This window comes from Kitasatospora arboriphila (genome assembly GCF_039528095.1).
Lineage (GTDB): Bacteria > Actinomycetota > Actinomycetes > Streptomycetales > Streptomycetaceae > Kitasatospora > Kitasatospora arboriphila.
Genome location: NZ_BAAALD010000025.1, coordinates 1 through 19,602 on the forward strand (window position 1 = coordinate 1; position 19,602 = coordinate 19,602).

Genomic DNA, 19,602 nt, shown 5'->3' on the forward strand with positions numbered 1-19,602 from the left:
CCGTCGCCCCGCTGCTCGGCCTGGCCTCGGCCGGCGCCGGGCTGCTGCTGGCCGCGCTGGGGCACGCCGTCGGCTGGCCGGTGCCGCGCGGCGGCAGCCAGGCGATCGCCGATGCCATGGCCGCCGAACTGGTCCGCCGCGGCGGCCGGATCGTCACCGGCCACCGGGTCGGATCGCTCGCCGAACTCCCGCCCGCCCGGGCCGTCCTGCTCGACCTCACGCCCGCCGGCCTGCTCCACCTGGCGGGGCCCGCGCTGCCCGAGGGGTACGCCCGGCGGCTGCGCGCCTTCCGGTACGGCTCGGCCGTCTGCAAGGTCGACTTCGCGCTGGCCGGCCCGGTGCCGTGGGCCGACCCGGCCTGCGCCGAGGCGGGCACCCTGCACCTGTCCGGCACCCGCGAGGAGACCGTCGCCGTCGAACGCGAGGTCGCCGCGGGCCGCCACGCGGCACGGCCGTACGTGCTGGCGGTGCAGCCGGGGGTCGTCGACCCGGGCCGGGCGCCCGCCGGGATGCAGACCCTGTACAGCTACGCCCACGTGCCGCACGGCTCGACGGTGGACGTCGGCGAGGCCGTGGAACGGCAGGTCGAGCGCTTCGCCCCCGGCTTCCGCGACCTCGTCCTCGCCCGGTCGGCCACCACCGCCGCCGACCAGCAGCTGCACAACGCCAACCACGTCGGCGGCGACATCGGCGGCGGTGCGATGTCGCTGTGGCAGACCGCCTTCCGCCCCGTCCCCGCCATCGACCCGTACGCCACCCCTCTCGACGGCGTCTACCTCTGCTCCTCCTCCACCCCGCCCGGCCCCGGCGTCCACGGCATGGCCGGCCTGCACGCCGCCCGCCGCGCCCTGAAGCACCGCTTCGGCCTCACCGCCGACCCGCTGCGCCGGCTGGCGGAGGGCTGAGCCCGCCCGGCCCGCAAAATCGCCGTTGACGAGCCGCCGGCGCTGCCGGAGGCTGTCCCGGACCGGTCGTCGGAAGGCCGCCCGGGAACCACCGCTCAGGGAGGGAACCGTGCAGCCACGGACCCGGGCCGTACCCGCCCGCCTCGCCGCGGCCCTCGCCGCGGCGCTGCTCCTCGCCGGCTGCACGCCCGGGGCACGGCACACCGCGGCTCCCGCGCCGTCCGACGGCGGGCCGACCCACGGCAACCGGATCCACACGGGCAGCGAGGCGAGCCCGTCGTACTGGGTGCGGTCACCGACGGACCGGTTCGCCCTCCTGGTGGAGGAGACCGGGTCGAGGAGCGATCCCGGCGGCACCCGCCGCCGGGCGGTGATCAGCTCCTACACACCGTCGCCCTCGTCGACCGGCGAGGGGACGCTCGGGGCGGTGGTGTGGCGCGACACCGCGGAGTACGGCACCTTCGCCGACAGTCCGTCCTTCCGGTGGGAGGAGGCCCGGGACCGCGTCTGGATCGTCCTCACCCCCGGCGGCGTGCCGCACCCGTCGGTGGCGTTCCACGTGGTCACGGAGGGGCCCGACGGCGCCTGGTCGCCCCGCACGGTCGACAGGTCGGAGTACCGGGACGTCCCGGTGTCGGTCCTCCGGAGCGTCCCGCAGCCGGTGCGCGGGGAGCTCGGGCTGCCCTGAGCGCCGGTGTGCCCGGCCGCCCGTGCTCAGTCCGGGCCGGACGGCGGTTCGGCGACGACGACCTCGGCGGGGCGCAGCATCTGGCCGCCGACGCGGTAGCCGGCGCGGACGACCTCGATGCAGATCGGTCCGGTGACCACGGCGGACCGGGTGTAGCCGACGGCGAGGTGCAGCACGGGGTCGAAGGCTTCGCCGGGTTCGCCGAAGGACTGCAGGCCGAGGGCGCCGAGCTCGCTCTCCAGCAGGTCGGCGACGGCGCCGAAGCCGTCGACGACCTCGCCGGCGGCGCGGGCCCGGTCGAGGGCGTCGAGCACGGGCAGTAGCCGGGCGAGCACGTTGGAGACGGCGATCTCGCGGACGGCGAGGCGGTCGCGGTGGACGCGGCGGCGGTAGTTGTCGTACTCGGCCTTGAGGCGGCGCAGGTCCTCGTCGGGCCCGGAGTTCGGGCCCTCTCCGTCGCCTGCCGAGTGCGCCATGGACCGGACTCCCTCCGGACGGTATCCGCAGCCCCTGAAACCGGGATAATTCTGGATAAAGGGCTTGTCAAGGGCCGAGGCAGGGAGGTAGACGCGATGATCACCGAACTGGCCGTGGAGCGGGTCGAATTCACCTGCGGACAATGCTGGCACCACTGGTCCGTGGACTACGACGTCCAGCACTACCGCGACGACGACGGCACCGACTGGGAGTACTTCTCCCGCGACGGGATCGGCGCGGCGTCCCCCTACACGCCGGACGGCGGGGTTCCCTGTCCGCAGTGCGGGCGGCACTGGGTCGGCCATCTCGTGGCCCGGCGGCTGGTGCCGCTGGCCGGCTCCGGCGGGTCCGCGCCGCGCCACCTCGTCGAGGACCGGGAGAGCCACCGCCCGGAGCGGCACGAGGCGCCGCTGCTGTCCGGCACCGTGCACCGCGAGCCGCACCCGGCACCGCCCAGCTGACCACCGGCCGCCGATCCGCCGACCGCGCTCAGCGCTCAGCACTCAGCGCTGCGCGGCGACGGTGGCGTCGATGCCGGCCAGGGCGATGTCCAGCCCGGCCTCGAACTGGCTGTCGCGGGAGGCGCGCAGGCCGCCGTCCTCGGTGGGCGGCAGCAGGTCGGCGTTGTCGAGGAAGCGGGCGTCGGCCCGCTCGGCGACGCCGCGGACGACGCGGTTGAGTTCGTCCTCCTGGAGGCCGGAGGCCCGGACCCGCTCCTGCCACTGCGACTCGGCGAGCGCGAAGCCGTAGACGAACTGCAGCACCAGGCCGAGGGCGCCGCCGAGCCGCTCGCCGGTGAGCCCGGTGCGGCGGATCGCGCCGATCGCGCTGGTGGAGAAGAAGAGCGCGTTGGGGCCCAGGGCGAGGAACTGGCCGGCGAGTCGGGCGGCCCAGGGGTGTTCGTGCAGGCAGCGGCGGTACTCGTGGGCGAGCAGCCTGAGGTGGGCCCGCCAGTCGTCGCCGTCGCCGAGCGGCGGGATCCGCATGTCGCCGAAGGCCTCGTCGAGGGCGAGTTCGAGGAGTTCGTCCTTGTTGTCGACGTACCAGTAGACCGACATGGGGGTGACGTCCAGGGCGGCGGCGAGTTTGCGCATGCTGAAGGCCTGGACGCCGTCGGCGTCCAGCAGGGCGACGGCGGTGCGCACGATCCGCTCGCGGCTGAGGCCGGCGGGCGCGCTGCCGCGGCGCCGCTCGCGGGGCGGCGCCACCCAGATGCTGACGGCCGGGTCGCGGGGCTTGTCCGCCATGCTCGTCCTTCGTGCTCGCTGCACGGCCGCCGGTGCTGCGGCCGTGCAGCGATCGTAGGGCCGGATCAGCCCGCCTGGGCCACCGGCTCGGCGGGGGTGGACGCGGCGGGCGGCGCGTCGGCGGCCCGGCCGAGCAGCCAGGCGGCGACCAGGCCGCCGGCCAGCACCGCGGCGGCGCCGATCAGCTGTCCTGCGGTGAGGCTGTCGGCGAAGGCCGACCGGATCGTGCCGGCGGCGGAGGCGCCGCCGGCGGCGAGGGCGGCGGGCAGCGAGCGGGCGGCGGAGTCGGGCAGCCCGGCGGGCAGTGCGGCGGCGAAGTTCGCGGCGAGGACGGCGCCGAGGACGGCCACGCCGAGCGAGTTGCCGAGTTCGCCGAGGGTGCCCATCAGGCCGGAGCCGACGCCGGCCTTCTCCGGCGGGATGGAGGTCATCACCGCGCCGGCCATGGCGGGCTGGGCGCAGGCGACGCCGGCGCCCATCATCACCAGGCCGAGCAGGATGCCCGGGTAGGAGCCGCCGCGGCCGAAGAGGGCGATCGCGGCGAGTCCGCCGGCCAGCAGCGAGAGGCCGGTGGCGATGGCGGCGGGCGGCGAGAGCCGTGCGGTGAGCCGCATGCCGGTGCCGGTGAGGTTGAGCGCGACGACGGTGAGGGCCATCGGGGCGGTGCGCAGGCCGGCGTCGAGCGGCCCGTAGTGGAGCACGAACTGCAGGTGCTGGGTGAGCAGGAAGAGCGAGCCGCCCATGCCGAAGCTGACCAGGACGCCGCCGGAGACGGCACCGCGGAAGCGCGCGTTGCGGAAGAACGCGAGGTCGAGCAGCGGGTGTTCGATCCGGCGCTCCCAGAGGCCGAAGGCCAGCAGGAAGAGCGCACCGAGGCCGCCGGCGAGCAGGGTGCGGGGCGCCGTCCAGCCGTAGCCGGGGCCCTGGATGACGGCGTAGACGAGGCCGGTGAGGCCGGCCGTGGAGAGCACGGCGCCGAGCAGGTCGGGGCGGTCGCCGCGCGGGTCCTTGGACTCGGGCACCAGCCGGCCGACGGCGATCAGGCCGAGGGCGGCGACCGGCAGGTTGACCAGGAAGGTGGAGCCCCACCAGAAGTGGTTCAGCAGCAGGCCGCCGATGACCGGGCCGAGGGCGACGCCGAGCGAGGCGACGGCCGTCCAGGCGGCGATCGCCTTGGGCTGCTCGTCGGCGTCGAAGGTGCGGACGACGATGGCGAGGCTGGTGGCGAGCAGCAGGCTGCCGCCGACGCCCATGCCGGCGCGGGCTGCGATCAACTGGCCGGGGTCGCCGGCGAGCGCCGCGGCGAGCGATCCGGCGCCGAACAGGCCGAGGCCGATCATCTGGACCTTCTTGCGGCCGTACCGGTCGGCGAGGCCGCCGGCGGCGATCAGCAGGCCCGCCTGGGCGAGCGAGTAGGCGCCGATGACCCACTGGGTCTGGGAGGTGGTGGCGCCGAGTTCCTCGGTGAGGGAGGGCACGGCGACGTTGAGGATGGTGTTGTCGAGGATCACGACGAGTTGTGCCAGACAGATGACCGCGAGGATCACCCATCGGTCCGGGCGGCGCTGGGGATCGGTCACAGCCGGCTCCACTCCCTCTTCTACGGTGTACAAGAGTTGTACACCGTAGAAGAGAGTCCGCGCGGGGCGCCACCGATTTACGGCAACGCATCCGCCCGGCGGGGCGTCAGAGTCCGGCGCGGATCTCGTCCAGCGACTCCTGCATCAGCGCCCGGGCCCGGGTGAACCAGTCGGCCAGCACGGCGACCTCCTCCGCGCCGTAGTCGGCGAAGAGGGCGCCGAGCCGCAGGTAGAACGGCCCGTAGGCCTCCATGATCCGCTGCTGGGCCGAAGGGTCCATCGCGATCCGGACCTTGCGGCGGTCGTCCGGGTCGGGCGCGCGGCGCGCGTAGCCGGCCTTCTCCAGGCGGTTGAGCACCCCGGTGACGGCGCCGGTGGTGAGGTTGGCCCGCTCGGCGAGGTCGCCGGCGGCCAGCGACTCGCCCGCCAGATCGGCCTCGATGAGGAAGCCGATGCAGGTCAGGTCGGTGGTGTTGAGGCCGAGTCGCGCCGCGATGTCCTGCTGCCCGAAGTGGGCGAGGGCGATCATCCGGTCCATCGCCTGCAGGGCCTGCTCGGGGGTCGCAGCCGGGCGCGGCTTGCCTTCCACGGACAGTCTCCTTAGCATCTAAGCTACTTAGCTCGTGAGATAAAAGTTCTGCCGGGCGCGGGCCTGCGCCGACGGCACCATCACACCGTACGAGGAGACATGAGCGCACACGGCGACCACGACATGGGGCACACCGTCGCCGGCTGGACGGGCTCCCTGCTCGCCGTCGCCGGCACCGCGGTGGCCGGCACGGCGTTCGCGGCGGGCTCCACCGCCGTCCTGTGGGCGGGCCTGGCACTGCTGCCGGCCGCCGCCCTCACCACCTGGCTGCTGCACCTCGCCGGCTGGGGCAAGGCCACCGGCCCGCGCCCGCCCGGCCGCCGCGACTGGCGGCTGCGCGACGCGCACGCCCGGCACGGCCACCCCGACTGCCTCGGCTGCCGGCTGGCCGGCCGCGGACACCGCGCACCCGCTCCCGCTCCCGCTCCCGCTCCCGGGCGGGCCGTCCCCGCGCCGGAGCGGGTGCGCGTTCAGGCGCGGACCGGCACCGAGCCGGTCAGGGCAGCGTCCAGAACTGCGTCGTGATCAGGTAGAAGACCGCGACCCAGAACGCGGTCGCCGCGGCGACGATGCCGAGGCCGATGCGGTTGGTCTTCGCCGCCGGCTCGTCGGGATTCGGCCGCAGCCACCGCTTGAGCAGCCGGTTCACGTAGTAGGGCATCGTGAAGAAGGTCATGATGAAGCTCGACAGCAGGTTGCCGACGAGCAGCCCGAGCCAGAGCGGCATGTGCGCCGGCGACAGCGCGAGCGTCAGCAGCACCACGGTCGGGTAGAGGCCGACCCAGACCGCGAGGGCGGTCTTGGCCTCCGAGGGCGGCGGCGCCTCCCTGCCGTTCTCCTCGAAGGCGAACCAGCTGCCGAACGAGTTGTCGATCGTGTGCAGCTTGAACTCGTTGAACTTCCGGCCCTCCTCCAGGATCTCCTGTCGCTCGGCCGAGGTCAGCCAGGCGTCGAGGTGCTCGGCGTTGTCGAACCGGTACAGCGTGGTCCACTCCTCCTGCAGCCCCTCGATCGGGCGGAAGAGCTCGGTGCCGCGGTAGCCCACGAAGGTGCTCTCCTCCTGGCTCATGCGCTGCTGCCAGGCGAGGAAGTCGTCGATGTGGTTCGGGTGGACGCGGTGGGTGACCACCATGGTCACCAGCGGATCCGGCGGCCTGGCACCGCCGCTGACCACCTGCTGGGTGGCCGGGCCGTCGAAGTAGACGCGGCCGACGTCGAGCAGGGTCTGCCGGGTGGCGCTGTTGATCCACGCCTGCAGGTGGGCGATCGAGTCGAACCGGTACACCACGACCCAGTCCGGCTGCAGGGCCGTCGGCGGGGAGATCTCCGCGCCGAGGTACCCGGTGTAGTCGGCGGCGGCGCTGTTGACGTCCAGCTGCCACGTCGCGTACTCCCGGTCCAGTCCGGGCCGGACCTTCTGACCGATGATGGCCGTCGCCGTCGCGCCGTTGCGCTCCTCGGTGGTCATGTCGTCCGCCCCGTGGATGCCTGCCTGCTCCCGGCGAGCCGGCCGTAGATGCGCTCCGGGGTGAGCGGCAGCGCGCGGTGACGGACGCCCGTGGCGTCGTGGAGCGCGTTCGCCAGCGCCGGGGCCACCGGGTTGATGCAGCACTCCGCCATGCCCTTGGACCGCATCGGCCCGAAGGAGTCCGAGGACTCCACCAGGAGCACCTCGGTGCGGGGGACGTCGGCGTACGTGGGGATGCGGTAGTTGCGGAAGTTGGGGTTGACCATGACCCCGTCGGCGTCGACGTGGTGGTTCTCGGTCAGTGCGAAGCCGATCCCCTGGGCGACGCCGCCCTCCACCTGCCCGCGGACCTGCGCGGGGTTGATCACCACGGCGGCGTCGGTCGCCTGGACGCTGTAGAGCACCCGGATCTCGCCCGTCACCCGGTGGACGGCGATCCGGAACCCCTGTGTGTTGGAGGTGACGCTCCGGGGCGACCCGTAGGCCCGGCGGGCGGCGGTGAAGCGGATCCCGCGCGCCCGGGCCAGTGCGACGAGTTCGGCCAGGGACACCCGCCGGTCGCCGCAGACGACGCCGTCGTCGTCCATCGAGCACAGCACGACGTGGACGCCGGTGTGCGCCGCGGCGAACTCCAGGATCCGGTCGCGCACGGCGTTGGCCGCCCGCAGGACGGCGTTGCCCGCCACGAAGAGGCCGGCGCTCGCGAAGGCACCGGTGTCGAACCCGGTGCGGTCGGTGTCGGACTGGACCAGGCGGATCCGCGACGGCGTGGTGCCCAGCTGGTTGGCCGCGATCTGCACGTGGGCGGTCGAGGTGCCCTCGCCGAACTCGACCGTCCCGACCGACAACTCGTAGACGAGGTCGTCGCCGAGCGTGACCCACGCCTCCGAGATGTGGTCGGTCGGCGGAGCGGTCTCGTGCAGCGAACTCGCCACGCCCGTCCCGACCAGCCACCCCGGACCGGGCGGCGGCTCGTCGACCCGACGGGCCAGCGCGTCGGCCACCAGGTCGATGCACTTCCCGAGCCCGTCCTCGGTGAACATCACGTCGTCGGGGCCGTCGTGCATAGCGACCAGCGGATCGCCCGGACGCACGATGTTGCGCCGCCTCAGGTCGAGCGGGTCCATGTGCAGCGCGCGGGCCAGCTCGTCCATCGCCGACTCCACGGCGAACGCCGGCTGCGTCATCCCGTAGCCGCGCAGCGCCCCGCTCGGAACGGTGTTGGTGTACACGGAGTAGGCGTCGTACTTCTTGTTGGGGCAGCGGTAGATCATGACGGCCGCGCCGCCCGCGAACAGCGTCTCGCCGCCGTGGTTGCCGTAGGCGCCCGTGTTCGACACGTTGCGCACCTGGAACGCCGTGAGGGTGCCGTCCGCCTTCGCGCCGAGCCTGACCGTGAGCGTCATCGGATGCCGGGGCGAGGCGGTGGTGAACTCCTCCTCGCGGGTGTACTCGAAGCAGACCGGCCGGCCGGTGTCCAGGGTGGCGAGCGCGACCAGGTCCTCCGAGATCACCTCCTGCTTGCCGCCGAAGCCGCCGCCGACGCGCTTGCAGAACACCCGCAGCTGGTCCGGCCGCAGCGCGAAGAGGTACGCGAGCTTGACCTTGGCGATGGACGGCGACTGCGAACTGGTGCGGACGTTCAGCCGGCCGTCCTCCATCCAGGCGATCGATCCGTGGGTCTCCAGGTGCGCGTGCTGCACCCGCGGCGAGGAGTACGTGCCCTCGTGGATCACGTCGGCCTCGGCGAACCCCGCGTCCACGTCGCCGATGTGCGAGTGGAGTTCGAGCAGGATGTTGTGGACGGGGTCGCGGACGAAGGGGTCCGCCGTGCCGTGCAGCTGCGGCGCCCCCTCGGCCATGGCCTCCTCGGGGTCGAACACCGCCGGCAGGGGCTCGTAGTCGACGACGACCCTGCGGCAGCCCTCCTCGGCCGCCGCGACCGTGTCGGCCAGCACGGCGACGACGCGCTGACCGACGAAGCGCACCGTGTCGTCGAGGACGAAGGTGTCGTCCGGGTCGACGAGGTGGTCGGTGTGGATCGCGGTGGTGAAGCGCTTGCGCGGCACGTCCTCCCAGGTGTAGACCCGCTGCACGCCGGGGACGGCGAGCGCGGCGGTCTTGTCGATCGAGACGATCCGGGCGTGCGCGTGCGGCGAGTGCAGGACCTTGAGGTGCAGCATGCCGTCGATGTGCGTGTCCATCGTGAACTCGGCGCGGCCGGTGACCACGTCGTTGGCCGCCGGCGCACCGACGCTCGTCCCGACGGCCTTGCCGGGCGCGGCCGTCTCCACGCCGGCGACACCCCGTACGGCGTCCTCGATCGCCCGGTAGCCCGTGCAGCGGCAGAGGTTGCCCTTCAGCGCCCTCGGCAGGTCCTCCTTCTGGGCCTCGGTGAAGGTGGCCGAGGTCATGATCATCCCTGCGGTGCAGAAGCCGCACTGGAAGCCCGGCGCGTCGCGGAACCGGCGCTGCATCGGGTGCAGGTTCCCCGGTGACCCGAGGCCCTCGATCGTCGTCACCTCACGGCCCTCCGCACGGAAGGCGGGGGTGATGCAGCTGTGCACCGGAGTGCCGTCCACCCACACCGTGCAGGCGCCGCAGTCGCCCGCGTCGCAGCCCTTCTTGACGCCGTGGTGGCCGAGTTGCCGCAGGAAGGTGCGCAGGCACTGGCCGGGGGCCGGTTCCTCGTCGAATCCCCTGCCGTTCACGATGTAGGTCATGCCGGACCCCCGGCTGTGAGTTCTCGGCGAATCTCTTCGGCGAAGTGCTGGGTCAGGTGGCGGCGGTGCTCGGGAGTCCCGTTGGGATCCGCGAACCAGACGCCGTCGGGGATCGCGTCGACGGCGCGCCGCAGCGCGTCGGCGTCGGGCATCGTGTCGAAGGCCAGGCGCACGGGCCGCGTGGTGCCGGCGGTCACGGTGAGCAGCAGGTCGCTCGTGCCCGGCGTCCGGGTGCCGACGAGGAAGACCGTCGAGCGGCCGAGGCGGGTCAGCGAGAAACGGCGGTGCGCGGTGCGTTTGCGCAGGGCGCGCGCCGGGATGTCGATGCGCCGCAGGATCTCCCCGGGCGCGAGGACGTTCCGGTTGTCGCCGGTGACGAAGTCGTGGGCGTCGACGGTGCGCACCGACCCGTCGGTGGCCCACAGTTCGTACGTCGCCTCCAGGGCGACGGTCAGGGTGATCATCGGGCCGGCCGGCAGCGACATGCAGATGTTGCCGCCGACGGTCGCCGAGTTCCAGACCTTGAACGAGGACAGGAACGCCTCGCAGCTCGTCGCCAGGAGGTGGCCGGCCGTCCACTCGCCGGGCGGCTCGAAGGCGTGGAGGTCACGGACGGTGCACGTGGCGCCGATCGCGAGACCGGTGTCGCTCGGGACGAGCGGCTCCCAGCGTAACGACGTCAGGTCGATCAGGCGGTCGAGGTGCGGCTGCTCCACGGAGTACAGCCAGGTCCCGCCGGCGAGCCAGGCGTCGCCCTCGCGCCAGTCCGCACCCGGCAGGTCGGCCGGTCGCCGCACGACTTCGGTGATGGTGTTGAGGTCCATGGCAATTGGTCTCGGCTCAGTGGACTCGCGGAATCCGACGGGTCGCGACGTGCGCCGGGAGCGGGCACAACCTCGAGCGACAGAGTCATGTTCCGGCCGCTGCGGTCGAGCTGTTCGAGGAAGGACCGGCGGGCGCTGGATTACCTTTCGAGCGTATACCGGAACGGGCCGGCAGGTGCGGCCGGACGGCCGCGGCCGCCGCGGGCCCGTAGGCCTCGGCGAGCCGGTGCAGGAAGTCCGCCGGGTCGAAGCGGTACTCCTGGGTGCCGACCGCCTCCAGGGCCAGGGTGGCCAGCAGGCAGCCGACCCGGGCCGCGGCGAGCACGGGCAGCCGCCAGACCGTCCCGGCCAGGAACCCGGCCCGGAAGGCGTCTCCGACGCCGGTCGGGTCGGCCAGGGTCCGCTCGGGCGGCGGGGCGGTGTGCACGGGCGGTGCGCCGCGGCGCTCGATCCGGACGCCGTCGGCGCCGAGCGTGGTGATCCAGCTGCCGACCCGCCCGAGCACCTGCTCCGCCGTCAGCCCGGTCTTGCGGAGCAGCAGTTCCCGCTCGTACGCGTTGGTGAACAGCAGCTCGGCACCGCCGACGAGCTGTGCGATCTCCTCGCCGTCGAGCCGGGCGAGCTGCTGGGACGGGTCCGCGGCGAACGGGATCCCGGCCCGGCGGCACTCCTCGGTACGGCGCCGCATGGCCGCGGGATCGTCCGGGCCGACCAGGACCAGCCGCGCCGGTCCGGTACGGGCCAGCACCCCCGCGAGGTCGATCTCCGCAGCGCGGGCCATCGCGCCCGGGTAGAAGGAGGCGATCTGGTTCTGCTCCCGGTCGGTGGTGCACAGGAAGCGGGCGGTGAACAGCTCCGGCACGGTCAGCACCCCGGTGGTGTCGACGCCGTTGGCGCGCAGCCAGGCGTCGTACTCGGCGTGGTCGGCCCCGGCGGCGCCGACCAGCACCGGGGCCAGCCCGAGCCGGCCGAGGCCGACGGCGATGTTGGCGCCCACGCCTCCGCGGCGCACCTCCAGCCCGCCGACCAGGAAGGAGAGCGAGACCCGGTCCAGCCGGTCGGGCAGCAGCTGTTCGGCGATCGACCCGGGGAACTCCATCAGGTGGTCGGTGGCGATGGAGCCGCTGACGACGATCCGCCCGGCCGGGTCGTACGCGGTGCTGGTCACGGGGGTTCCTTCCGGTGGCGGGCCGGTCACCAGCCGCGTCGGGCGGCCGGGATCCGGACGCCGTGGCGGAGGCGGGCGACGAGGGCACGGCGCAGTCCGCGGTCGTGGTCGGTCTCGGCGGGCAGGTCGAGCTGGACGATGTCCACGCCGGCCGAACGGAGCAGGCCGATGCGGTCGGCGACGGTGTCCGGCGATCCGGTGTACGTGGCGGCGAGCGAGCGGCGGACGTAGGCGGCGACCTGGTCGGCACCGTCACTGCCGGCCCGCCGCGGGTCGGCGCGGCCGCGTTCGCGGTCCCGGTCGAGCTGGACGGCCTCGGCGAAGCCGTGGGCGCCGGGGCCCGCGGTGAGCCGCAGGGCGTCGCGCCGCAGCCGTCGGACGCGCTCCCGGGCGGCCTCGTCGGTGTCGTCGAGGACGACGGTGACGTGCCGCCAGATCCGCAGGGTGCGGCCGTGCGCGGCCGCGGCGGCCCGGACCTCGGCGATCCTGCGGCGGGTGTCCGGCAGCGGCAGCGGGCTCACCGCGTACACGTCGGCGTACCGGGCGGCCAGGGCGACGCCCTCCGGGGCGGAGCCGCCGAAGGAGAGCAGCTCGCCTCCCGGGTGGGGGCGCAGCCCCGGCCTGGCGCCGTGCACCCGGTAGAACTCGCCGTCGTGGTCGATGTCCTCGTCGGCCGTGAGGTAGCGCCGGAACACCTCCAGGTACTCGCCGGCCCGGCGGTAGCGGTCCGCCTTGCCGAGCAGGTCGCCGTCGCGGGCGACGTCCAGGTCGCTGGAGCCGACGATCACGTGGGCGGCCGCCCGTCCGCCGGAGAGCCGGTCCAGGGTGGCGAGGGCGCGGGCCGCGGTGGTGGGCGCGGCGGCGCCGACCCGGTGCGCGACGGCGAGCCGCAGCCGGTCGGTGGCGGCGAGCGCCCAGCCGGCGACCAGCCACGGGTCGGGCCAGGAGCTGGACTGCACCACGAGCGCGGAGTCGAAGCCGTCCTCCTCCAGCTCCCGTGCGGTGCGGGCGACGTGCCCGGGGTCGGCGGTGCGGTCCCGCGGGTCGGGGGCGTGGCGCAGCGCCTGCCGTTCCTGCGGGGTGCGACCGGTGACGGGGGCGGCCCGGACGCCGCCGCGGATCTCGAGTTCCATCGGGTGGGACCTCCTGGATCGGACGGGGATACACCACAGGTGCACCACAAGGCGCGCGTGGGGGCACCTGGTGAAGCACCCCGCGTGCCTGCGGGAACAGGCCCCTAGCCCGCGGCGGGGCCGAGGCGGGCGAGGGTGTCGAGCAGGCGGGACCGGCTGACGAAGACCTCCGGCGGCAGCGAGACGTACAGCTGGATGGTGGTGACGCCGGGCAGGTGGTACTGCAGGATCCGCTCCCGGCACTCCTCGGGCGAGCCGCTGATGAACAGGCCGTCGACGGCCTCGTCGGGCAGTGCCTTCTGGGCACCTTCGTGGTCGCCGGCCGCCCAGCGTTCGTGGGTCTCGGCGAGCAGCTCGCCGTTGCCGAGCCACTCGTGGAACTTCCGGTAGGGCTCGCGGTTGAGGATCCAGGCGAGGAAGGGGCGGCTGGCCCGGTGGGCGTGGTCGGTGTCCTCGGTGGGGCAGACGAAGACCTTGACGACGAGTTCCTTGCCCGGCGGCTGCGGGCCGACGGCGCCCAGCACGGTCGGCAGGTCCTTGGGGAACAGCAGGTTGGTGATGGCGCCGTCCCCCTCGGTGAAGCCGAGCCGGAGCATGCCGGGGCGCAGGGCGCCGAGGATCACCTTGACCGGCTCGGCGGGCGGGTGCGGCAGCCGGTAGCCGGTGATGGAGAAGGTGTCGAAGTCCCCGGCGACGTGCTCGCCGCGCAGCGCGCGGGTGACGAAGCGGAGCACGTCCCGGGTGCGCTTGAAGGGCTCGTCGAACGGGATGCCGTTGATGTCGGTGACGTGCGCGGGCACGGACGCCCCGATGCCCAGCAGGACCCGCCCGGGGGCGAGTTGGGCGAGGGTGGCGGCGGTCTGGGCGAGCACCGCCGGCCCCCGGGTGTGCACCGGCACGATGCCGGTGGCGATGCGCAGGCCCGGGGACCAGGCGGCGGTTGCGGCCAGCGGGGTGAAGGCGTCGGTGCCGCCGCCCTCCGCGCTCCAGACGTCGGTGTAGCCGAGGTCGGGGAGCCGTTCGACGAGGAAGCGGTGCCGGTCGATGGTGAGGCCCGGCAGCGGCAGGGTGATGCCCCACTTCGGCGGTCCGGCCGGGGTGCGGCCGTGCGGTGGGTACGGGGCGGTCATGGCGGCGGACGTCCTTCCTGGACGGTTCGGTGGGCGGCGGAGCGCCGTGGCTACGGGCGGACCCGGACGGTGGTGAGGTCGAGGAACCAGGACTGCGGCTGGACGAGCCCCTCGACCTTCGGCGAGAGCGCCCGCGGGTTGCGGTCGTTGACCACGAACAGCCACGGGGCGTCCTGGGTGACCAGCGACAGCGCCTTGCGGTAGTCGGCCTGCCGCTTCTGCCGGTCGGGCGAGGCGGAGGCGCTCGCCAGCAGCGCGTCGACCTGCGGGTTGGCGTAGTGGCCCGTCCAGAACGGGCTCTTGGAGCCGATGAACAGCGGCAGCAGCGCCTCGGACTGGAAGAGCGTCGTGGACTGGGCGATCGCGTCCGAGCCGAGCGCGACCTGTCCCTTGGCCTCGGCGCCGATCAGGGTGGACCAGTCGGTGGTGCGCAGTTCGACCTTGATGCCGACGGCGGCGAGGTCGCGCTGGATCGCCTCCGCGATCGGCACCGGCAGCAGGTTCCCGGAGCCTCCGGTCGGCACCGTGACGGAGGTGGAGAAGCCTCCGGCGAGCCCGGCCTCGGCGAGCAGCTGCTTGGCCTTCGCGGGGTCGTGGCCGTAGGTGTCACCGGCCGGGTCGTAGGCGGAGGTGGCTCGCGGGGCGGCCTGTTGGGCCGGGTCGGCGGTGCCGTGCAGCAGCTTCTCGGCGATGGCCTTCCGGTCGATCGCGTAGTTGGCGGCGCGGCGCACCCGCGGGTCGTTCCACGGCGCCTTGGCGGTGTCCAGGATCCAGTACCAGAGGTGGTCGTAGCTGTTGGTGGCGATCCGCACGCCGTCGGCCTTGAGGCTGTCGATGTCGTCCGGGTTGGGGTACTCGATCCAGTTGACGCCGCCGGAGCGCAGTGCGGCGGTGCGGGCGGCGGCGTCCGGCAGCGACTTCACGACCAGCCGGTCCAGCTTCGGAGCGCCCCGCCAGTAGGACGGGTTGGCGACCAGGTCGATCTCCTTGCCCTCGGTCTGCGAGGCGAAGGCGAACGGACCGGTCCCGACCGGGTGCTGGGAGAAGTTGGCGGAGCCGGTCTTCCGGACGGCGGTGGGGCTGGCGATCAGGACGTGCGCCAGGTCTTCGGGGAAGTGCCCGTTGGGCTCCGCGGTGACGAGCTCGACGTGGTCGGCGTCGGTCTTCCGGTACGAGACGATGTCGCCCGCGTACTCCTTGGCGGCGGCGCCCAGCGCGTCGGTGTACTCGGGACTCCGCTTGTCGAGGTAGCGGGCCAGGTTGAAGATCACGGCGTCCGCGTCGAAGGGGGTGCCGTCCTGGAAGGTGACGCCCTTGCGCAGGGTGAAGGTCCAGGTCTTCGCGTCGGCGGCGACCTGCCAGGACTCCGCCAGGGCGCCGGTGACGACCGGCGGCCGGTCGGTGTCCTTGAGCAGCTCGTACCGGGTGAGGCCCTCGTAGATCTGGAAGCTGACGAGGCGCTTGCCCTCGAAGCCCGCACCGCCGATGAGGGTGTCCGGGTTCGGCAGCTTGCCGGTCGCACCGACGACCAGGGTGCCGCCGCGGCCCGGGCCGCCGCCCGCGTCACCCGCGCCGGTGGCGGTTGCGGAGGCGCAGCCGGCGGCCGCGAGCAGCACGGCGGCGGCCGACAGCGCGCCGGCTCCGGATCGGACGGGGCGGTGGCGGTGATGACGGTTCGTCATGGCGATTTCCTGTTCGTTCGGTTCGGTGGAGCGGGCGGTACGGGTGCTGCGGGTGCGTGGGTTGGTCAGGGGGTGGCGGGGCCGCCGGTGGCGGCCTCCAGCAGGGCCCGGGTGTACGGGTGGGCCGGCGCCTCCCAGAGCTCGGCGGCCGGCCCTTCCTCCAGCACCCGGCCCCGGCGCAGCACGAGCACCCGGTGCGCGAGGTGACGGACGACCGCCAGGTCGTGCGAGATGAACAGGTAGGCCACGCCGGTGCTCTCCTGCAGACCGGTGAGCAGGTCCAGCAGCCGGGCCTGCACGGTGCGGTCCAGGGCCGAGGTCGGCTCGTCGCAGACCACCAGGTCGGGGCCGGTGGCGAGGGCGCGGGCCACCGCCACCCGCTGGAGCTGGCCGCCGGACAGCTCCCGCGGGAAACGGCGGGCGAGGCCCGGCTCCAGGCCGACCTGGCGGAACAGCGCGGCGACGGCCTCGGGGCGCTCCCGGCGCGGCGTGCCGTGCAGGCGCAGCGCGAACGCGACGGCCTCGCCGGCCCGCAGGGCGGGGTTGAGCGAACCGCGGGGGTGCTGCGGGACGAACTGCAGCCGGGCACGGAGGGACCGTCCGGTACGGCCGCGGAGACGGTACGGGTCCTGGCCCGCGAAGCGGACGGTGCCGGCGTCCGGAGCCAGCAGGCCGAGGGCGAGCCGGGCGAGGGTGGACTTGCCGGAGCCGGACTCTCCGACCAGCCCGAGGGTCTCGCCCGCGGCGACGGCGAGGGAGACCTCCTGCAGTGCGGGGCGGCCCCGGAAGTTCTTTGTCACCTTGTCGACTTGAAGGAGCGGGGTGCTGCCGGAGGCAGTGGTGGAAGGGGTCATCGGACAGCCTCCGGTGCGGCGCCTGCCCTTCCGCGGTGCACGGTTCTCCCCCGGCCTTCGGCCGGGAGGTACCCCCACGCGCCCCCTGGGGTGGCCCGTCGCGACCGGTGCGCAGTTGGCCGCACCGCTTGGTCGCCCCACCGCGAACGGTGCGCGGTCGGCTGCGCCGCCGGGGTGCGCCGGCCGGTCTTCCTCGGTGCGGTCATCGGTCGGCTCCCGGGTCGGCGGTCACCAGGTCGGTGGTGAAGGGGTGGTCGGGGTCGGCGAGGATGCGGGTCGCGGGGCCGCGTTCGACGATGCGGCCGGTCCGCATGACGGCGACCTCTCCGCCGATCCGGCGGGCGGCCGCCAGGTCGTGGGTGACGAGCAGCAGGGCGATCCCGCAGTCGGTGCGCAGGGTGCCGAACAGGTCGAGGATCCGGCCGCGGACCAGGGCGTCCAGCGCGGTGGTCGGCTCGTCGGCGATCAGGAGTTCGGGACCGCAGGAGACGGCGACGGCGATCGCGGCCCGCTGGCGGAGCCCGCCGGACAGCTCGTGCGGGTGGGCGCGGGCGACCCGCTCCGGGTCGGGGACGCCGGCGGTGGCGAGCAGCCGCAGGGCGTCCGCACGGGCGGCCCGGCGGGAGTCGGCGACCCGGTGGCGGCGCAGCACCTCGGTGATCTGCGGGCCGATCCGGCGCAGCGGGTCGAGGACGGCGGCCGGGTCCTGCGGGACGTAGCCGATGCGGCGGCCCCGGATCCGGCCGAGGGTGCGTTCGTCCAGGCCGAGCAGGTCGGTGCCGGCCAGCCGGACGCGGCCGGTGACGGCGGCGCCGCGGCCGGGCAGTCCGAGGACGGTGCGGGCGACGGTGGTCTTGCCGCTGCCGGACTCGCCGAGCAGCACCAGGGCGCCGCCCGCGGCGAGGTCGAGCGAGACCCCGTCGGCGGCGCGGACGCCGCCCGGGTAGGTGACGGTGAGGTCGTCGACGCGGAGCAGGCTCATCGGACGGCCTCCGGCAGCAGGGCGCCGCGGTCGCCGATCCGCTGCCGCAGCCCCTCGCCGAGGGTGGTGAACACCACCGAGACGGCGAGCACGGCCAGGCCGGGCAGGACCGCGGGCCACGGGTGGGTGAAGAGGGCGGGCCGCAGTTCGTCGAGCATGGCACCCCACTCGGGGGTGGGCGGGGCGACACCGAGGCCGAGGAAGGCGAGCCCGGCCGCATACGCCACGGCGATTCCGACCAGGGAGGAGGCGTAGACGAGGACGACCGGGGCGACCACCGGGACGACCTGGCGGAGCACCAGGGCGAGCGGGCCGGCGCCGGAGACCCGGGCGGCCTCCAGGTACTCGGCGGTGCGGATCCGCCGGACCTCGGTGAAGGCGACCCGGGCGACCGCCGGGGTGAGCACCACGGAGAGGGCGAGCACGGTGGCGCCGAGGCCGGGCCTCAGCAGGGTGGCGACGGCGATGGCGAGCAGCACCCCGGGGAAGGCGTAGAGCACGTCGAGGGCGCGCAGCAGAGCCTGTTCGAGGACGCGGCCGCCGAGACCGGCGGTGATGCCGATCAGGGTGCCGGCCGCGGTGGCGGCGGCCACCGGGACGAGCCCGCCGGTGAGCGAGGCCCGGCCGGCCCAGATCAGCCGGCTCAGCAGGTCACGGCCCTGGCCGTCGGTGCCGAGCAGGTGTCCGGGGGCACCCGGGTCGAGGAGCCGGTCCTGCAAGCGGCCGGCGGCCGGGTCGTACGGGGCGAGCAGCGGTGCGGCTGCGGCGACCAGGACGACCAGCAGGGCGAGGGCGGCGGGGACGGCGACCGCCGGGTCGCGGAACGGGCTGCGGGCCATCTCAGCTCCTCGTCCGCGGGTCGACGGCGGCGTGCGCGGTGTCGACGAGCAGGTTGACGCCGACGAACGCCGCCGCGACGACCAGCACCCCGCCCTGGACGAGCGGCAGGTCACGGGCGGCGAGCGCGTCGTAGAGCAGCCGGCCGAGGCCGGGCCGGGCGAACAGGGTCTCCACGAAGACCACCCCCTCCAGCAGGTAGGCGAGTTGCAGGCCGCCGATGGCGAGCAGGGCGGGCGAGGCGTTGTGCACGCAGTGCCGCAGGACGGCGACCCCGGAGAGGCCGCGGGCGCGCAGCCCGTCGGCGAGGTCCCCGGCGAGGACGGAGCCGAGCGCGGCGCGGAAGACCCGGGCGGTGAGGCCGAGCGGGACGAGTGCGGCCGCCACGGCCGGCAGCACCAGGTGCCGGGCGAGGTCCGCGAAGCCGCCGTCGCCGAACACGTCGTGGGTGCCGCCCGCGGGCAGCCAGCGCAGCCGTACCGCGACCACCGCGATCAGCACCAGGGCCACCGAGTACTGCGGGGCGGAGACGGCGAGCGTGGTCGCCGCGCCGGACAGCCGGCCGAGCGGGCCGCGCGGCCGCAGCGCGCCGACGGCCCCGAGCATGGCCCCGCCCACCAGCACCAGTGCGAAGGCGGCGGCGGTGAGGACCAGGGTCTGGCCGATCGCCGGGAGCAGCAGCCCTCCGACCGGCCGCTGGTCGGCGATCGAGATGCCGAGGTCACCGGTCAGGGCGTGCCCCAGCCAGGACAGGTACCGGACGGGCAGCGGGCGCTCCAGGCCGAGCCGGGCGGCGAGTTCGGCGCGGGCCTCCGGCGGCGCGCCCGGCCCGAGGAAGGCGGCGACCGGGTCGCCGGGGACGAGCGCCACGGTCGCGAAGACCACCACGGTGACGCCGAGCAGGGTCGGCACGGCCAACAGCAGGCGGCGGAGCAGGAATCCGGTCACCCGCCGGCCCTCCGGGGCGGGGCGCCGGCCGGGCCGGCGGGCGGGGTGGGCATGGCGCGGTGTCCTTCCGGGCGGTGCGGGGTGCAGGGGCGGCGGGGCACGGGCCTGCGGCGTTCACTGTGAGGAAGGTTGCGGACCGGCGGCGCGGACAGCCAGTCAGGAGTTCGTGCTGATACCGGCGGTCATAGGAGCAGGTACCGGGAGCGCGGGAGCCCCCTGTGCGGATGCCCCGGGCGCCGGGGGCCCGTCCCGTCCTTGACCTGCTGCGAGAGCCGGACCTAGGGTTCTCGTATGGCTTATCGGCGGACCGACTTCACCCTGGTCGGGATCGGCGGCTCGTGGCACCGCAGGTGCTTCGACGAGCTGT

General features: G+C 74.5%; 19 protein-coding genes. 4 read left to right on the top strand and 15 right to left on the bottom strand.

Features of this window, described 5'->3' with window-relative positions:
• Both ABD353_RS15170 and ABD353_RS15175 read left to right on the top strand, forming a co-directional pair.
• A partial coding sequence (locus ABD353_RS15170; protein ID WP_344624109.1) for a phytoene desaturase family protein occupies positions 1–905 on the top strand: 905 nt, incomplete at its 5' end.
• 109 nt (positions 906–1,014) lie between these two features.
• The gene (locus tag ABD353_RS15175; protein ID WP_344624110.1) at positions 1,015–1,593 is read left to right on the top strand and encodes a hypothetical protein; all 579 of its coding nucleotides are present in this window, start codon (positions 1,015–1,017) and stop codon (positions 1,591–1,593) included.
• A gap of 26 nt (positions 1,594–1,619) precedes the next feature.
• Here ABD353_RS15175 and grpE read toward each other — a convergent pair whose 3' ends face one another.
• Positions 1,620–2,069 carry a nucleotide exchange factor GrpE gene (gene grpE / locus ABD353_RS15180; RefSeq protein WP_344624111.1) on the bottom strand — a complete coding sequence of 150 codons (450 nt, stop codon included), beginning with the start codon at positions 2,067–2,069 and terminating at the stop codon, positions 1,620–1,622.
• A gap of 96 nt (positions 2,070–2,165) precedes the next feature.
• Between grpE and ABD353_RS15185 the strand changes: the two genes are divergently transcribed.
• Positions 2,166–2,531, top strand: coding sequence for a hypothetical protein (locus ABD353_RS15185; RefSeq protein ID WP_344624112.1), 366 nt, complete (start codon positions 2,166–2,168; stop codon positions 2,529–2,531).
• Positions 2,532–2,573: 42 nt separating this feature from the next.
• On the opposite strand, the gene ABD353_RS15190 is transcribed toward ABD353_RS15185, so the two are convergent.
• From ABD353_RS15190 to ABD353_RS15200, 3 genes are all read right to left on the bottom strand, one after another.
• The gene (locus tag ABD353_RS15190; protein WP_344624113.1) at positions 2,574–3,317 is read right to left on the bottom strand and encodes a TetR/AcrR family transcriptional regulator; all 744 of its coding nucleotides are present in this window, start codon (positions 3,315–3,317) and stop codon (positions 2,574–2,576) included.
• 65 nt (positions 3,318–3,382) lie between these two features.
• A complete protein-coding gene (locus ABD353_RS15195) occupies positions 3,383–4,897 on the bottom strand; it encodes an MFS transporter (protein WP_344624114.1) in 1,515 nt (504 codons plus the stop codon).
• A 106-nt stretch (positions 4,898–5,003) separates the two neighbouring features.
• Positions 5,004–5,486 carry a MarR family transcriptional regulator gene (locus tag ABD353_RS15200; RefSeq protein ID WP_344624115.1) on the bottom strand — a complete coding sequence of 161 codons (483 nt, stop codon included), beginning with the start codon at positions 5,484–5,486 and terminating at the stop codon, positions 5,004–5,006.
• 99 nt (positions 5,487–5,585) lie between these two features.
• Between ABD353_RS15200 and ABD353_RS15205 the strand changes: the two genes are divergently transcribed.
• Positions 5,586–6,011 (top strand): HGxxPAAW family protein, encoded by a 426-nt coding sequence (locus ABD353_RS15205; RefSeq protein ID WP_344624116.1) that lies wholly within the window; start codon positions 5,586–5,588, stop codon positions 6,009–6,011.
• On the opposite strand, the gene ABD353_RS15210 is transcribed toward ABD353_RS15205, so the two are convergent.
• The 11 genes from ABD353_RS15210 to ABD353_RS15260 form a co-directional block, all read right to left on the bottom strand.
• On the bottom strand, positions 5,983–6,954 hold the full coding sequence (locus tag ABD353_RS15210; RefSeq protein WP_344624117.1) for an antibiotic biosynthesis monooxygenase: 972 nt from the start codon (positions 6,952–6,954) through the stop codon (positions 5,983–5,985). The two genes, ABD353_RS15205 and ABD353_RS15210, sit on opposite strands and share 29 nt — an antisense overlap.
• On the bottom strand, positions 6,951–9,677 hold the full coding sequence (locus ABD353_RS15215) for a molybdopterin-dependent oxidoreductase (RefSeq protein ID WP_344624118.1): 2,727 nt from the start codon (positions 9,675–9,677) through the stop codon (positions 6,951–6,953). Before ABD353_RS15215 ends, ABD353_RS15210 begins: the two co-directional genes overlap by 4 nt.
• The gene (locus tag ABD353_RS15220) at positions 9,674–10,501 is read right to left on the bottom strand and encodes an FAD binding domain-containing protein (RefSeq protein ID WP_344624119.1); all 828 of its coding nucleotides are present in this window, start codon (positions 10,499–10,501) and stop codon (positions 9,674–9,676) included. Before ABD353_RS15220 ends, ABD353_RS15215 begins: the two co-directional genes overlap by 4 nt.
• 85 nt (positions 10,502–10,586) lie before the next feature.
• Positions 10,587–11,600, bottom strand: coding sequence for a carbohydrate kinase family protein (locus ABD353_RS15225; RefSeq protein ID WP_344624177.1), 1,014 nt, complete (start codon positions 11,598–11,600; stop codon positions 10,587–10,589).
• A gap of 95 nt (positions 11,601–11,695) precedes the next feature.
• Positions 11,696–12,802, bottom strand: coding sequence for an LLM class flavin-dependent oxidoreductase (locus ABD353_RS15230; RefSeq protein WP_344624120.1), 1,107 nt, complete (start codon positions 12,800–12,802; stop codon positions 11,696–11,698).
• A gap of 104 nt (positions 12,803–12,906) precedes the next feature.
• Positions 12,907–13,932, bottom strand: coding sequence for an LLM class F420-dependent oxidoreductase (locus ABD353_RS15235; protein WP_052390229.1), 1,026 nt, complete (start codon positions 13,930–13,932; stop codon positions 12,907–12,909).
• 50 nt (positions 13,933–13,982) lie between these two features.
• Positions 13,983–15,614: an ABC transporter substrate-binding protein gene (locus ABD353_RS15240; protein ID WP_344624121.1), complete on the bottom strand. Its 1,632-nt coding sequence runs from the start codon at positions 15,612–15,614 to the stop codon at positions 13,983–13,985.
• A 65-nt stretch (positions 15,615–15,679) separates the two neighbouring features.
• The gene (locus ABD353_RS15245) at positions 15,680–16,414 is read right to left on the bottom strand and encodes an ABC transporter ATP-binding protein (RefSeq protein ID WP_344624122.1); all 735 of its coding nucleotides are present in this window, start codon (positions 16,412–16,414) and stop codon (positions 15,680–15,682) included.
• Positions 16,415–16,670: 256 nt separating this feature from the next.
• A complete protein-coding gene (locus ABD353_RS15250) occupies positions 16,671–17,450 on the bottom strand; it encodes an ABC transporter ATP-binding protein (RefSeq protein ID WP_344624123.1) in 780 nt (259 codons plus the stop codon).
• Complete coding sequence (locus ABD353_RS15255; protein ID WP_344624124.1) at positions 17,447–18,289, bottom strand: ABC transporter permease; 843 nt, start codon at positions 18,287–18,289, stop codon at positions 17,447–17,449. Before ABD353_RS15255 ends, ABD353_RS15250 begins: the two co-directional genes overlap by 4 nt.
• A gap of 1 nt (position 18,290) precedes the next feature.
• Positions 18,291–19,235, bottom strand: coding sequence for an ABC transporter permease (locus tag ABD353_RS15260; RefSeq protein WP_344624125.1), 945 nt, complete (start codon positions 19,233–19,235; stop codon positions 18,291–18,293).
• Positions 19,236–19,602 lie beyond the last annotated feature (367 nt).